The organism is Bacillus sp. KICET-1, from assembly GCF_027721405.1.
In the GTDB taxonomy this organism is placed as follows: Bacteria; Bacillota; Bacilli; order Bacillales; family Bacillaceae; genus Bacillus; species Bacillus velezensis.
The window spans coordinates 693,470-707,500 of sequence record NZ_CP113515.1 but is presented as its reverse complement, the minus strand read 5'-3'; the positions used below and the strand labels follow the sequence as shown (position 1 = coordinate 707,500).

At 46.5% G+C, this 14,031-nt stretch carries 12 protein-coding genes (1 of these 12 running past the window's edge); 5 read left to right on the top strand and 7 right to left on the bottom strand.

What is annotated here, in order from left to right; translation table 11 throughout:
- On the bottom strand, positions 1–1,004 hold the 5' portion of the coding sequence (locus OVA33_RS03505; RefSeq protein WP_025650387.1) for an MFS transporter. It extends 208 nt beyond the left edge of the window; only the first 1,004 of its 1,212 coding nucleotides appear in the window; the start codon lies at positions 1,002–1,004; its stop codon lies beyond the left edge, outside the window.
- A gap of 228 nt (positions 1,005–1,232) precedes the next feature.
- Here OVA33_RS03505 and OVA33_RS03500 point away from each other — a divergent pair, with 228 nt between their 5' ends.
- The 5 genes from OVA33_RS03500 to OVA33_RS03480 all read left to right on the top strand — a co-directional run bounded on the left by OVA33_RS03500 (position 1,233) and on the right by OVA33_RS03480 (position 7,228).
- On the top strand, positions 1,233–2,501 hold the full coding sequence (locus OVA33_RS03500; RefSeq protein WP_007408029.1) for an aspartate aminotransferase family protein: 1,269 nt from the start codon (positions 1,233–1,235) through the stop codon (positions 2,499–2,501).
- Positions 2,498–3,448 carry an inositol monophosphatase family protein gene (locus tag OVA33_RS03495; protein WP_014416764.1) on the top strand — a complete coding sequence of 317 codons (951 nt, stop codon included), beginning with the start codon at positions 2,498–2,500 and terminating at the stop codon, positions 3,446–3,448. The genes OVA33_RS03500 and OVA33_RS03495 overlap by 4 nt, the downstream gene beginning before the upstream one ends.
- A complete protein-coding gene (locus OVA33_RS03490) occupies positions 3,423–4,469 on the top strand; it encodes a zinc-dependent alcohol dehydrogenase (protein WP_025650385.1) in 1,047 nt (348 codons plus the stop codon). The genes OVA33_RS03495 and OVA33_RS03490 overlap by 26 nt, the downstream gene beginning before the upstream one ends.
- A gap of 233 nt (positions 4,470–4,702) precedes the next feature.
- Positions 4,703–6,136, top strand: a complete 1,434-nt coding sequence (locus OVA33_RS03485; protein WP_014720647.1) for a SulP family inorganic anion transporter — start codon at positions 4,703–4,705, stop codon at positions 6,134–6,136.
- Positions 6,137–6,286: 150 nt separating this feature from the next.
- Positions 6,287–7,228, top strand: a complete 942-nt coding sequence (locus OVA33_RS03480; RefSeq protein WP_106067958.1) for a bile acid:sodium symporter family protein — start codon at positions 6,287–6,289, stop codon at positions 7,226–7,228.
- Here the strand turns inward: OVA33_RS03480 and OVA33_RS03475 are convergent.
- From OVA33_RS03475 to OVA33_RS03450, 6 genes are all read right to left on the bottom strand, one after another.
- Positions 7,217–7,969, bottom strand: a complete 753-nt coding sequence (locus tag OVA33_RS03475; protein WP_025650383.1) for an alpha/beta hydrolase — start codon at positions 7,967–7,969, stop codon at positions 7,217–7,219. The two genes, OVA33_RS03480 and OVA33_RS03475, sit on opposite strands and share 12 nt — an antisense overlap.
- The gene (feuC, locus tag OVA33_RS03470; protein WP_014720650.1) at positions 7,966–8,976 is read right to left on the bottom strand and encodes an iron ABC transporter permease FeuC; all 1,011 of its coding nucleotides are present in this window, start codon (positions 8,974–8,976) and stop codon (positions 7,966–7,968) included. The genes OVA33_RS03475 and feuC overlap by 4 nt, the downstream gene beginning before the upstream one ends.
- A gap of 1 nt (position 8,977) precedes the next feature.
- Positions 8,978–9,985 carry a FecCD family ABC transporter permease gene (locus tag OVA33_RS03465; protein WP_007609051.1) on the bottom strand — a complete coding sequence of 336 codons (1,008 nt, stop codon included), beginning with the start codon at positions 9,983–9,985 and terminating at the stop codon, positions 8,978–8,980.
- A gap of 19 nt (positions 9,986–10,004) precedes the next feature.
- On the bottom strand, positions 10,005–10,961 hold the full coding sequence (locus OVA33_RS03460; RefSeq protein WP_128974169.1) for an ABC transporter substrate-binding protein: 957 nt from the start codon (positions 10,959–10,961) through the stop codon (positions 10,005–10,007).
- A gap of 90 nt (positions 10,962–11,051) precedes the next feature.
- Entirely contained in the window at positions 11,052–12,644 is a 1,593-nt protein-coding gene (gene btr, locus OVA33_RS03455) for a bacillibactin transport transcriptional regulator Btr (RefSeq protein WP_017419291.1), read from the bottom strand.
- A 137-nt stretch (positions 12,645–12,781) separates the two neighbouring features.
- Positions 12,782–14,026: an exo-beta-N-acetylmuramidase NamZ family protein gene (locus tag OVA33_RS03450; RefSeq protein ID WP_017419292.1), complete on the bottom strand. Its 1,245-nt coding sequence runs from the start codon at positions 14,024–14,026 to the stop codon at positions 12,782–12,784.
- Positions 14,027–14,031 lie beyond the last annotated feature (5 nt).

The window sequence follows — 14,031 nt, the reverse complement described above, 5'->3', positions numbered from 1 at the left end:
CTGGTAGTTGTTTCTGTCTTTCCGGGATAAAAATGATTCGTGATGATTAGGGCTATTGCAAACATGCCTGCCATGAACAGTCCTAAAAAGAAGCAAAGGGCAAAACCGAACCATACGTTTTTACTTAATGCTAATACGGTAAGTGCTGCCAGACCGCCAATGCTTATGAGACGGAGATAACGGTGATATGTCAGCTTTTCTGATACCGGGCCTGTTAATAACCTTCCGATGATCATACCCGTCCAATACACTGTAACTGTTATTGTTGCCAAAGAGTTGGGGATATCCCATTTCTCAGCGAAGATGGAGGGGATAAAATGTACAATGGAAACTTCACTGCCGCCGTAAAAGAAGAAGTAAGCACCCGCCAAGGCAATAAACAGCAATCCGTGTGACCGATAACCGGTGCTTTCTTTTTGAGTGTCAGCAGAAGAGACCTCTTTGCGGATGAGAAGCTGATCAATACTGCCGAAACTCATCTGCTTCCATGCGATTAGAAGTGCAAAACTGGATAACCCTAATACTAAAAAAGCAATTGTCCACATGTGGTTGTTGATAAGAAAGCCTGAGAGCAGAGGCATGAACAGCGCACCTAATCCGTAGGCCACTTCCATCTTGCTCATGGCCACAGCCTGTCTTTCTTTAATAGCGGTGAGGATGATCGTGCCTACGCAGGATTCCACCAGTCCGGCGCCAAGCCCTGCGATGCTGACGAGAAAAAAGAGCAGCGGCCAGGGCGGCAGGAAGGTGATGAACATTTCACAGCTGATGAGTGCCAGGCCAAAGATAACGACGTTTTTGCGCCCAAGCTTTTTCACCATGTATGGCATTCCGATGACACCGATGAGAAAGCCCATGAACTGAGAGAATACCAATACTCCGCCATTACTGTAGCTTTGTAAATAATGTGTGAGTAACTCAGGCAGTACGGCTCCCAGAATAACAAGTGTAAAAGCAATCGATCCATAAGAAAAACAGCTTATCCACAGCAGACGAGTTTTCATCATTTTATCTCCTTATTGGTAAAATAATATTTCTCTCTACTCATATGACATGATGATTTTACAAAAAATCCAAGTATTGTTACTATATCACATAACTTTTTCTCGTACATCCCTTATGGTAACGTTAACAAATTGTTAACATTTTTTACAAGAAAGAACGTTGACATTATTTTCAATAATTTATACGATAAAAAGCGAAATTCTAATAATTTCATAGGGGTGGTATTTGTGGGAACGAAGGAAATCACGAATCCAGACAGCTTGTATTACAGTGTTGACGATGTAGTAATGGAGCGCGGAGAAGGGATTTACCTGTACGATCAAGAGGGAAATGAGTACATTGATTGCGCTTCTGCCACATTTAACTTGAATTTAGGATACGGTAACAAAGAAGTCATTGATACGGTTAAAGAACAAGCCGATAAGCTGATCCATGTGACATCATCTTTTCAAACAGACGCCGTAAATAAACTGGCAGAAAAACTAGTAGAAATCGCCCCCGATAATCTCACAAAAGTACACCCTAAAGTCAGCAGCGGTTCCGGTGCAAATGAAGGAGCTATTAAAATGGCTCAGTATTACTCCGGAAAAACCGATGTCATCTCCTTATTTCGAAGCCACCTCGGACAAACGTATATGACTTCCGCTTTGTCCGGCAACTCATTCAGAAAAGAACCTTTCCCGCCGCAAATTTCTTTTGGCCTGCAAGTCCCCGATCCGTATTGCAGCCGCTGTTTTTATAATCAGAAACCTGATTCATGCGGTATGCTGTGCGTAGAAAGAATTAATGATTTTATTGAGTATGCGAGCAATGGAAAGATTGCCGCCATGATTATTGAACCGATATCCGGAAACGGTGGAAACGTCGTTCCGCCTAAAGAGTATTTTAAACAGCTGAGAAAGCTTTGTGATGAACATGATATCGCCCTGATTTTTGATGAAATTCAGACCGGGTTCGGACGGACGGGTAAAATGTTTGCCGCGGACCACTTCGATGTGAAACCTAATATGATGACGGTAGCAAAAGGGCTCGGGGGCACAGGCTTCCAAGTCGCCGCCACTCTGACGGAGGACAAGTATACCGGGCTTCCGGGGTATACGCACTCCTTCACGTACGGCTCAAATGTGATGGCCGCCGCTGCCGCGTGTAAAACCATAGATATTATGCAGCGCCCGGGATTTTTGGAAAATGTAACGACAGTCGGTCATTATATTATGGATCGCTTAGAAACGATGAAAGAGGATTTCGCTTTTATTTCTGAGGTAAGAGGCGTCGGTCTTATGATCGGTGTGGAGATTGTTAAAGAGAACAATGAACCGGATGTGGAGCTGACCAATTATATTGCTAAACGGGCAATGGATTACGGGCTGATTCTCCGGACATCCCGTTACGGATTCGGAAATGTATTTAAAATCCGTCCGCCTTTAACCATTACACTTAGTGAAGCCGAAGTGCTCTGCTACAGACTTCGCAAGCTATTGGAGGAAATCAAGTGAGAGACTATATCATTGGGCTTGGACAATTTGTTTATCAAAAGGTGAAAAATCAAAAAGGCACGCTGAAAAACCGGCTTGTAAACGGCTATTCTCCGGGAGGCGACGCCCAATTTAACATAGACGCCGCTGCTGAGGAGGCGGTGCTGGATTATATTCAAGAAAAGGGCCATCCGGTTGCTTTTTACACGGAGGATGGCGGCCTGAAGCTGATTGGAGAAGATCCGCAATATATTTTAATTGTAGATCCGATAGACGGAACGCGCCCGGCCGCCGCGGGGCTTGAAATGTCGTGTATTTCGATTGCGCTTGCTTCGTATAAGCCAAACGCAAAGATTAAGGATATCGAATTTGCTTTTTTACTTGAATTGAAATCAGGCGCTTATATGTACGGTGATATATACAGCGATGCGATTCATTTTGAAGGGTATCATGGAGAATTGCCGAATTTGAGCGGAGTGCGGGATATTAAAAATATGTTTTGGAGCCTTGAATTTAACGGGCATCCGGCGCAGCTGATGACGGACGCATACGGACATCTGATTGACCAGTCGGCCAATAATGGCGGGGTTTTTGTTTTCAACAGCGCTTCTTATTCGATTTCACGAATTATCACGGGGCAGATGGATGCTTATGTGGATATCGGTAATCGTCTGTTGAAAGATGATCCGAAGCTGCTTTCAGATTTTCAGCAGGTCGGGAACGGGCAGGTGCTGCATTTGTTTCCTTATGATATTGCCGCAAGCGTCTTTTTGGCGAAGAAGGCGGGAGTGGTCATTACGGATGCGTACGGCCGGTCTTTGGACGAAACGCTTCTGACAGATTTAAGTTATCAGAATCAGCAATCATGTATTGCGGCATCAACGAAGGAGCTTCATCAAACATTGTTAGACCAAATCCGCTGGGGCAGAAAGGAAGAGAAATATGAAGGCGTTGGTCTGGACTCCTAATGATAAGCTTGAATATCAAGAGGTGGACGAGCCTCAAATTCGGAAATCCAATGATGTGAAAGTGAAAATTTTCGGCACCGGTATCTGCGGAACGGACTTAAATGTGCTGAAAGGAAAAATGAATGCGACCCATCATATGATTATGGGGCATGAATCGGTGGGAGCGGTCGTGGAAATCGGACCGGACGTGACAAATGTAAAAGTCGGAGACCGCGTCGTGATAGATCCTACGCAGTTTTGCGGGAAATGTCATTATTGCCGGAGAGGGCTGACGTGTTATTGCGAAACCTTCGAGGATTGGCAGCTCGGAATCGGGGCGCACGGAACGTTTGCGGAATATTACGTGGGGGAAGACAGGTTCATGTACAGAATTCCGGATTCAATGGAATGGGAGCGGGCCACATTGGTTGAGCCTCTCTCCTGTGTGCTGAATGTTGTGGACAAGGCTTCGATTCAGCCGGAGGACTCTGTCTTGGTTTTGGGGTCGGGACCGATCGGACTGCTTGTGCAAATGATGGTGAAAAAAATGGCGCGATTGACGGTTGCGACTGAAATAGGCAGTTTCCGAAGCGAGGCGGCGAGCCGGATATCGGATTATGTCTACCACCCTGAAGCATTAACCGTGGATGAAGTGAAATGGATTAATCAAGGAAGAAAATTTGATGTGATTTTTGACGCGATCGGCAACCAGCTTGATTGGGCTTATCCTTTTATTGAAAAGGGAGGCAGAATCGTGCCGATGGGCTTTGATGATACGTATGAGATGACGGTCAGGCCGTACCAGCTGCTGTCAAATGGCGTGACGATTGTGGGCACAGGTGAAGCCCGCCAGATCATGGAGGCCGCGTTAGCATGCGCGTCCGACCTTCCGCAGCTCTATGATTTTATTACGGAAAAGACGGAACTGAAGAATTATGAAGAAGCCATTGATCATCTCATGGGCATCGACCCGGTGACAAAAGAAAGAAAGGATATCAGCGCAATAAAAACGATTCTTGTGTCTGATCCGGAACTTTTATAAAAGCGGAAACGGCTCCAGTGAGAGCCGTTTTCTTTTCTTATTTTTATACGGTCTTGCACATTTCTTTAAAATTTAATATGATACTCTTTGTTAACAATTCCTTTCCTCAACGACATTATACTCTGAGCGTGTCCTCTTTTTCCCCGTAAGCTTGCCTCATATTCCACAGATGAAAATCAATGTTTCCAACTGATAGGGTGCGGATTTTTATAGTGAAAAGGAGTCGTTATCATTTGAAAGATTATACGTTACAGCAGCAATGGTTCGGGAATGTCCGTAAAGACATTCTGGCCGGTATTCTGGTTGCTCTCGCTCTGATCCCTGAGGCGATCGGATTTTCAATTATTGCAGGTGTCGATCCGATGGTCGGCCTTTATGCATCATTTTGTATCGCGATTATTATTTCTATCTTCGGCGGCAGACCGGGAATGATTTCAGCCGCTACGGGTTCGATGGCGGTTGTCATGGTGACATTGGTGGCTGATTACGGGCTGCAGTATTTGTTTGCGGCAACCATTTTGACAGGTATTATTCAATTTATTCTTGGTGTCAGTAAGATAGCGAAATTGATGAAATTTATTCCGCGTTCGGTCATGATCGGATTTGTGAATGCTTTGGCGATCTTGATTTTTTCTGCGCAGCTGCCGCAGTTCAAAGGAGCTTCATGGGTCATGTACGCCATGCTTGCCGGATCACTGGCTATCATATATCTATTGCCGAAGGTTACGACGGCTGTGCCGTCTCCGCTGGTGGCGATTATTGTCATGACGATCATTGCGGTGGTCTTCCATGCGGATGTCCGCACGGTCGGTGATATGGGCGGGATTACAAGTTCACTTCCGCATTTCTTGATACCGGATGTTCCGTGGACGTTTGAGACATTGCGGATTATTTTCCCGTATTCTCTGGCGCTTGCATTCGTCGGATTGCTCGAGTCATTGCTGACAGCCCAGATCATTGATGAAATGACGGATACGGATAGTGATAAGAACAAAGAAAGCCGCGGACAAGGCATCGCCAATATTGTGAACGGATTTTTCGGAGGCATGGCCGGATGCGCCATGATCGGCCAGTCTGTCATTAATACGAAAGCCGGCGGACGCGGCCGGTTATCGGCTTTTACGGCCGGAGCGTTTTTAATGTTTTTAATTGCCGTATTAAGCGGTATCGTCGTGAAAATTCCGATGGCTGCGCTGGTGGCCGTGATGGTTATGGTGTCCATCGGCACGTTCGACTGGTCATCGATTAAAGGTTTGCGGAAAGCGCCCCTTACTGATTCGATCGTTATGGTTATTACCGTCGTGACGGTCGTCCTGACAAATGATTTATCAAAGGGTGTCTTCGCGGGTGTGCTGCTAAGCGCGATCTTTTTTACGGCTAAAATTTCTAAGCTGAAGATTGTGTCACATTCCGAACAGAAAGATGTCAGAACATATAAGGTAACGGGACAAATCTTTTTTGCTTCCGTGTCTGAACTGATGAATGCCATCGTTTATGATGAAGACGTGAAACGGATTGTCATTGATTTGACCGATGCCCACGTGTGGGATGATTCGGGAGCGGCGGCTCTTGAGAAAATTGTCGCCAAATGTAAAGAATACGGAATTGAGGCTGAATTAAAGGGATTAAATCAGAAAAGCCGAGATTTAATGAAACAAATGGCATAGAATTTGTGAAGTCCGGATGAATATATCCGGGCTTTTTTTCGGTTAAATTTGTGGGTTTGCATTGTTATAATGAATGAGATTTGAAAACCGTATATAGGAGACTTGCATATGATGTGGCTACAGAAGTTGAACCAAGTGTTGGGGAGAATCATGCCGCTTTTGACTCCGTCAAGTGTGGCGGCGGGTGTGCTGTTATCTCAGCATATCAGCTGGATGGCCGGCGCTGTGCCGTGGATATTTGCATTTATTACATTTACGGGCAGTCTGAGTGCCAATTTTCAATCGCTGAAGCGCAGTATCGAGAAGCCGCTCCCGATGATCATGGCATTGTTTGTTCTGCATATTTTCATGCCTGTTTTTGCATGGGGAAGCGGCCATCTGATTTTCAGCGGTGACCCTTTAACTGTGACGGGGCTGATTATGGGTGTGGTGATTCCGACCGGAATTACGAGTTTGATTTGGGCTGCGATGTATAAGGGAAATGTCGGATTGACGCTGTCTATTATCCTGGTTGATACCGTGCTTTCTCCTTTTATCGTACCGTTAAGCCTGTCTGTCCTGGCCGGGGCGAATGTTCAGATGGATGTGTGGGGAATGATGAAAGGGCTGGCGGAGATGGTGGTGATTCCGTCCATCGCAGGGATGATGGTCAACCAGTTTTCCCCGCCGGTAAGGACTCAGGCGATAAGCCGGTCGCTGTCTCCTTTTTCAAAAATCTGTCTGATGATTGTCATTGCCATTAACAGTTCGGAAATCGCGCCATATGTCACGCACGTGGATATCAAATTTGCGGGCATCGCAGGCATGGTATTTTTTATTGCCATGACGGGTTATGCCGTGGCTTGGCTGATCGGAAGACTGATGAAGCGGAGCCAGGATGAAATCGTGTCTCTGATTTATACAGGGGGCATGCGCAATATCAGCGCCGGAGCCGTTCTCGCCGTGTCTTTCTTTCCGTCTCAAGTGGCGGTTCCGGTCGTCATCGGGATGCTCTTTCAGCAAATCCTTGCCGCTTTGTTCGGCTATTTGCTGAGACGCTTTGAACTTAAGCCGGTCGTGATGAATTATGAAAAAAACCGCTCAGCTACGTGAGCGGTTTTTTCCGTACAGCCAGCTTAGTGCTGCATTGAATTGTCGTTTGAATGCTTCTTGATGGTGCACGGCGCCTTCTTCAACAGTGAATGAGAGCTGAGATTGAGAAAAGCCTTTTTGCCTCAGGCTTTCATGCACGTCTTTATTTTGTCGGATCATGGTGTTTTGGATGTTGCTTTTTTGCTCAGCTTCGCGGCTGCCGACAGACATATAGATACGCCGCCGTGCCGGACTCAAAGATGCGGAGCGGACATAATCTGCTGATTTTTCATACCAGAAGGAACCGGAAATACAGCCGATTCTGCCGAATATTTCAGGCTTCTGTAACATCGCGTACACCGAAAACAGTCCGCCTAATGACGCGCCGATCAGGCCTCTTGTTTCCGGATGTGCAGAAATGTGATGCATATCTTCTACAGTTGGAATGATGGCATCTGTCAGCTCCTCGAGAAAGAGCCTCCCTTTGCCGCCGAAATCATGAAACGCAGGGCTCAGGGAAGGCGCGGGCCACGGTGTGTACTCATCGAGCCTGTCAGCCGGTTTGATGCCGGCAAAAATCAATTCGGGAAGTGTTCCGTTCGCAAATTGGGATTCAAGCTTATCCATCTGTTCTAAAAACAAAGAACCCCCGTCCAGTACGTACACACAGGGTAAAGCCCCTGTTTGAACCGAATAGGAGGGAGGAAGATACACAGTGCATTCCTTTCCGTTTATCCGGTGTGCTGTAAGGGTGCCCCTCATGCATCCAGCCCCTTCTTTTGCTTAAACAGAAGAAAAAAGAAATAAGGAACGCCGAGAATCGCAAGAATAATTCCCGCCGGCACTTCTGAAGGCTGAAAGAATAATTTGCCCGCAAAGTCGGCGGATATGACAAGGAGCATACCGACCAATCCGCTGACCGGTAATGAGTATCTGTGCTCAATCCCGGCGAGCCTGCGGGAAATATGGGGCGCGATCAGCCCGACAAATGCCATGCTGCCCGCTGCGGTTACACATGCGCTGATCAAAGCGATGCAGGCAATGAGTAAAATCGTTTTTTCTTTATTGGTTGAAACACCGAGACTTTTCACCGTGTCCTCATCGAAACGAATGGTATCCAGCAATGACGTTTTCGCCATAAGAAGAGGAATGAACAAGATCAGCCACGGAAGGATCGCCGTAATGGTCATCCAGTTTGCCGACCAGATGCTGCCGTTTTTCCAAACCATCGCCATCTCATAATCCTGCGGGTCCATTTTTAATGAAAGAAATAAAGACAGCGCGCTGAATCCGGAATTCATGGCGATCCCGACGAGAATAATTCTGCCCGATTCCAGATGCCCCCGGTGCCAGGCGAAAATATAGATCAGCACGGCCGCCATCAATCCTCCGATGAGGCCGAAGACAGGCATACCCATCGCAGAGGCAAGTGCCGTCGCTTCAGATTGTCCCTGAAACAGAAGCATAAACGCGACGATTCCGGCTCCGGCTCCGGCATTAATGCCCAAAATACCGGGATCGGCAAGCCCGTTTTTGGTAATGGCCTGAATAACGGCTCCGGCTATCCCCAATCCGAGCCCGATGGCAGCAGCCATGACAATGCGAGGCAGCCTCAGCTGAAACAGCAAAATGTCATATTGCGGATTCGGATGGATGCGGAAAAGCGTACTGAGCAGTTCACCCGGCTTTGCGGAAAAAGAACCGCTTGTCATGCTGAAATAGCTTACGAACAATATGAGAGCAATCAGAATGATATAAATTCCGGCCATTTTACGCACCACGCTGATCCCCTCCTTTTCTTTTAATCAAATAAAGAAAGAAAGGAACACCGATGATAGAAGTGACAACTTCAATAGGCGTCTCAAACGGATAATTGATGAATCGGCTGGCAAGGTCGCAAAGGGTCAGGAAGACGCCGCCGATGATGCACGCGCATGGGATCAGCCTGCTGTAGTCCGATCCGACGAGAAAACGTGTGATGTGCGGAACGACCAAACCGACAAAGGCAATTTTTCCGGCGAGTGCCACCGAGCTTCCGGTCAATATGACAACGGCCGCCATCGCCATGAGTTTGATGGTTCTTTTCTGCTGTCCCAGACTTTTTGAAATGTCGTCTCCTAATGATACGGCAGTGACCTTTTTGCTGAGAATCATGGCCGTGATGATTCCGATCGCAAAAAACGGGACGGCCAGTTTCAAAAAATCAGGGTTCATTTGATGCAGTCTCGCACTGTACCAAAAACTGAGATCCTGCGAAATTTGAAAATAAATCGAAAGCGCAGCCGACAGACTGCTGAGAAGCATACTGGTCACCGTTCCGATAATGGCAAGCTGCACCGGGGTAAAACCGCCGGGAAGAATGGAGGCCAGCCCGAAAACAAGAGCGGCGCCGAATGCGGAACCGATAAACGAGTATATGATCATTTCAATGGATGTCGATTGAGGGAGCAATACCATGCAAAGGGTGATGATAAAAGCGGAGCCGTCCGACACACCCATGATCGAAGGCGAGGCCAGATAGTTCCGTGTGATTCCCTGCATGAGCGCTCCGGAAACAGCAAGGGCGGCGCCGATAAACATAGCGCCGGCAGCCCTCGGGATTCTTGAATGCCATATGATCTGATGGTCGGTATTCTCCGGATTAAAGTGCAGCAATGCGGAGAACACGGTATGGAAGTCAAGCTGCTTTGCGCCGTATAAAACGGAAAGCAGCAGTGACAGAACAATGGCAATCGGTGAAGCAATGATAATAATGTGTGTCCGCCGTTTTGCATACATGTGAAAAACCTACTCTTTATTAGTCTTGAGTCAATTTGTCAGCCGCAACCTGTAAGAAGCTGATTTTACTCCATGCGGTTCCGCCTTGGGCTAATGGATCAATCGTATTGACGTATACATGGTCTTTTTTGACTGCCTTCAGGCTCTTCCAGATCGGATTTTTCTCTAAGTCTTTCAAAGCGTCCGGCTTATCTGCGTTTTCGTCATCAGAGAATTGTACGAAGATATGGTCAGGGTTCATTTCGCTTAATTTTTCAAGAGAAATCAGTTCCTGCGCTTTCGCCGCTTTGACTTCGTCCGGCGCCTTCAGGCCTAAATCACCGTAAAGCGTGGAGTTGAAATATACTTGTTCAGGATAAATATAAATATTGCCTTGTCTGATTCTGATGACCAGCGAGTTTGACTGTTTCGCTTTGCTGTTGATCTTTGTTTTTGTCTTTTTCAGGTCCTGTTCGTAATCTGCGATGATTTTTTTCGCTTTTTTCTCTTTATCTGTAAGCTGGGCGAGCAGCATCATGTTTTCTTTCCAGTTTGATGAGATATGAGAGACAGGGATCGTTTCAGCGGTGCCGCTCAATTTTTTCAACGTTTTTTCCGGGAATTTGGTTGATGCCAGAATGACGTCCGGCTGCAGCTCAAGAATTTTTTCCATATTCGGCTGCATTTTTTCTCCCGTTGATACGGATTTATCTGTAATATCTTTAAACAGTTCCGGGAATTTGCCGGAGAAAGAAATTGCTCCTGCCGGATGAACGTCAAGCAATTTGGCGTCTTCCATTGATTCTATGCTGCCTGTAATGGCGATTTTGTCAGTCGGCGCTTTGACTTCATATGTTTTTCCGAGATATTCGATTTTCTTTTTATCTGAAGAAGCGTCCTTTCCTTTACTTGCTGTATCAGATGTTTCTGAGCTTCCGCAAGCCGCGGCCGTGAAAGCCAAAAGCAAAATCATGAAAGCGAATGCCAATTTCTTCATCTATTGTTCCTCCTGTTCAATTGATAATTATTATCAATTGGAATTATAGAGAAGGAACAGGGATAAGACCATGGATAATTTCCGGTATTATCATGGACGATCTTCGGAAAAAATGGAAACGCTTTGTTCGATCATCCGCTGATGTCCGCTTGGAGAATATTCAATCCACGGGTCAGATGAAATGGGAAACACGCGTTTATTGCTGACGGCTCTAAGGTTCTGCCATATCCCGGTCTGCTGAATCCGCTGAAAATAACGAAGCGTTTCCGGTTCTTTACAAGTGAAAAGCATGATGCAGTCAGCTTGGCAATCCGCCAGCATTTCCAAGGAAATCTTTTCGTCAGGAGCAAAAGATTCCGGTTTTGCGGAGGCAAAGCCTAAATCACCGAAGAAGACATCCTCAATACTGTTGTTATGGGCGATGTACATATTTTCTTTATATACACGGACAAATAAGAACCGCTGATGCCGCACGTGTTTAAGAGCATCTTTCGCTGAATGGGCGAGACTTTGATAAGCTTTAAGCCAGTGCCGCGCTTCCTGCTCTTCATTCAAATATGCGGCTGTGCGAAGAAACTGGTCTCTCCAATTCTCTTGAGCCGGAAGGTAAAAAACGTCAGTGATGTCATTCAGGCGCTGTTTTTCTTCTTCACTGACAGAATCAAGACTGAAAATGATGTCCGGGGCAGCTTGGGACAGCGTTTGCAGGTTCTCTTCCCAATTTGCATTATAACGGTAAGCACTCAGGTGAACCGGAATATCGGAAGAGAATTGTTTGTAATAATAGGCCGTCCATTTCGGGTGCAGCGCCGCAGCGTAAGGCACGTGATGCAGAGGAATCAGATGTCCCATCGTTTCTTTTCCGTACGCGGCCATTTTTGTGCGCCTTTTTTTCATATAGCTTGTAGGTGAGCTGCCGGTATGTTTTTTAAAGATGCGGCTGAAATAAAATTCGTCCTGGTAGCCGATTTGATGAGCGATATCCCGCAGTTTGCAGTTTGCCTTGGCCATCAGTTTTTTCGCATTGGTTATGCGGATGTCTGTGATATATTCAGTTACGCTCTGCCCGTATAGTTTTTTAAAGGTTTCACTGTAGTGCTTGGGACTGATTCCCGCCATATGAGCGAGCTGGGTGAGCGTGATTTTTGTGTCGGACTGAGCATGTATGAATTGTTTTGTCTGTTCGATCGCCGCTTTTGTATTATTTTGATGGCATACTTTTGCGGCATAAAGGTCGTACATCAGCTGCTGAAAGTCGGCTGTATATTTCATTTTCTGCAATGCATCCGCCGATCGCACGTTTTCAGAAAGTGACTGAAGCCGGCTTGTCAAATGATCAATCGTTTGTAAATTCATTTGCTGAAGTCCGTGGAAGATGTCTTCCCCGTTATCCGGAAGCATCGCTTCATCATCTGATGAGTAGGAGAAAACACGGAGTCTGACGATATACAAATGGATGCCGCCTGACGATATAGGGGCAATATTGAATGTCTCATCACAAGGACAGATGTAGAGCGTTTCCTTCTGCAGCGGAAAGCTGTCTGTTCCGATATCAATTTGTCCCTCGCCTTTCACATGAAAGATCAATACGGGAGAATCAGTGAGCTGATGCTCTGACAGAAGGTCGGCTGTTTTTTTTACGGAGATGATATCAATGGGCTGAAAGAATAATGTGTTTTTCATGAGAAACCACCTTTTAGGAAACATTCATTTAAATGATAACTGTTATCAATGAAATTGTACCAAATAAATGAATGTTTTCCTATAAAAAGCGGAAATGTGAAATGCGTCAAAATGTTACACGTGTAACACGAATTTTGTCAGTATATGAGGTATTGTTTTCTTAGAGTTTTGAATTGGTCCAGCCGGCGTTGATATGTGCCGGTGATGTCTTCAATGGAAGCGCCTTTTTCTATTTTTTTGCGTACCCAGCCGTTACCGATCAGCTTGTCAAAAGAGCCTGTCGGCAAGAACGAAAAGTCATTCGGATATAAGTCATGCATGGTTTTCAGAATGGAGAGCCCTGTTTTTGCCGCTTCAAATGTGTTTCTGTTTGTTACGTAGACTTGTACGCCGTGGCACAGCTTGCCCTGGTGCTTGGAGAAGCTGGGGATAAATGATGCGGCTCTGAAGGTGACGCCCGGAAGCTTGAGACTGTTCAGGCGTTCTTCGAGCTCGGTGCTTTTCATATAAGGCGCGCCGATCAGTTCAAACGGCTTTGTCGTGCCCCTTCCTTCGGATACGTTTGTGCCTTCGATTAGTCCTGTCGCCGAATATGCGAATATGCTGTCCGGGGTCGGGATATTAGGCGAAGGGAGGACGAACGGCAGGCCGGTATCTTCAATCGTCATCGTCCGCTTCCAGCGCTTCATTTTTACGACGGTGAGGTCGGCGCCAATATGAAACTCTTTATTGAATAAAAGAGCAAGCTCACCGATCGTCATGCCGTGCTTCAGCGGGATCGGATACAGTCCGACAAATGAAGCGTAATCCGGTTCAAGAACCGGACCGTCCGGATTTCGTCCGCCTTGCGGATTCGGCCGGTCCAAGACATAAAAAGGAATGCCTTTTTCTTTGGCCGCTTCCATGGCATAGGCCATTGTATAAATGTAGGTGTAGTATCGCGTTCCGACATCCTGAATATCGAAAATCAGCACATCTGTATCTTTCAGCATGTCAGGCGTCGGTTTCCTCGTTTCCCCGTACAGGCTGTAGACGGGAAGCCCTGTTTTTTCGTCTATATAGGATGTGACTTTGTCTCCGGCCTGAGCATCGCCGCGGACACCGTGCTCCGGTCCGAATAATGCCGTCAATTGGATGTCTGGTGCCTCATACAGCACGTCAACGCTGCTTTTCAATGAATTGTTCACACCGGTCGGGTTGGTGATCAGCCCGACCCTTTTTCCCTTCAGTTCCTGTTTATAATCTTTCAGCAGGCGGTCGATGCCTGTTTGGATGCTTGGTTTCTTGGCGGTATGAAGGTTTCTGTCAGAAGCCGCCGAGACTGCCGTCATGGCACTGATGACGACTAATCCGGCAAGAAGCGCAGCCGTTTGTTTTTTCATGATCA